Source organism: Pseudomonas brassicacearum, from assembly GCF_003732265.1.
GTDB classification, from domain to species: domain Bacteria; phylum Pseudomonadota; class Gammaproteobacteria; order Pseudomonadales; family Pseudomonadaceae; genus Aquipseudomonas; species Aquipseudomonas brassicacearum_D.
On sequence record NZ_MOBK01000023.1, the window covers coordinates 1 to 521 of the forward strand.

General features: G+C 52.2%; 1 protein-coding gene and 1 pseudogene. One reads left to right on the forward strand and one right to left on the reverse strand.

Features of this window, described 5'->3' with window-relative positions:
- Positions 1–288: DUF481 domain-containing protein (locus BK660_RS29830; protein WP_123436387.1), on the forward strand; the 288-nt coding region annotated here is incomplete at its 5' end.
- A gap of 166 nt (positions 289–454) precedes the next feature.
- Here BK660_RS29830 and BK660_RS29835 read toward each other — a convergent pair.
- A pseudogene (locus tag BK660_RS29835) lies at positions 455–521 on the reverse strand (cold-shock protein); the annotation flags it as partial.

The window sequence follows — 521 nt, forward strand, 5'->3', positions numbered from 1 at the left end:
TACGAGTATCGCGATGGCAGCAAGGACAACTTCTATTCTGTCGCGATGAAGTGGGATTACAATCGATACCTGATTGGCAAGAAGGTCGAATTCTTCACCAACGGTGAAGTAGGCAAGCCGCTGTCGGGTGTTGCCGATTACGCGCTGGATGCCGAGATGGGCTTGCGCTACAAGGTCACCGATTGGGCTTCGCTTAACCTCAAGGCTGAGCGTGACATCATCAGCGGCACCAACGATGCGGACTTGAACAAGACCCGTTACACCGCAGGGTTTGGCGTGGCCTGGTAAGGCACAAGCAAAAAAGATCGCAGCCTTCGGCGGCTCCTACAGAGGATTGATGTACATCCTGTAGGAGGGGCCGAAGGCTGCGATCTTTTTTTGCGAGCTGAAAAACAGCCGCCCACAAAAAAGCCCCGCTTTTAAGGGCGGGGCTCTTTTCTAAAGAAGCTACAAGTTAGATAACTTGTACTTCTTCAGCTTGCATGCCTTTCTGACCGCGGGTAGCGATGAAAGAAACCTGT